1 protein-coding gene is annotated in these 223 nt (G+C 57.8%); it reads left to right on the plus strand.

Annotated features, from left to right (window positions below):
- The coding region (locus tag PSI23_RS22610) for a hypothetical protein (protein WP_273557113.1) at positions 1-223 on the plus strand (223 nt) is incomplete at both ends.

Consider the following 223-nt stretch of genomic DNA (forward strand, 5'->3'; position numbering starts at 1 on the left):
GTCAGTTTGATACTGCCCGCCGCGCCAGTCACTGGCCTGCCGTCCTTGTCGGTCAGTTTCAGGCGGATAACCGTCTGGGTTTTGCCGTCGGCCACCATCGATTTATTGGTCGGTTCAAAGCCAGAGCTGGCAGGGCTGACGGCGGAAGCAGTGACCTGTATCTGAGTTTCCATCCGCTCAGAGGCATTGCCCTGATTATCATAGGCGACACCGGACAGGGTGT

Source organism: Xenorhabdus yunnanensis, assembly GCF_028598805.1.
Classification (GTDB): Bacteria; Pseudomonadota; Gammaproteobacteria; order Enterobacterales; family Enterobacteriaceae; genus Xenorhabdus; species Xenorhabdus yunnanensis.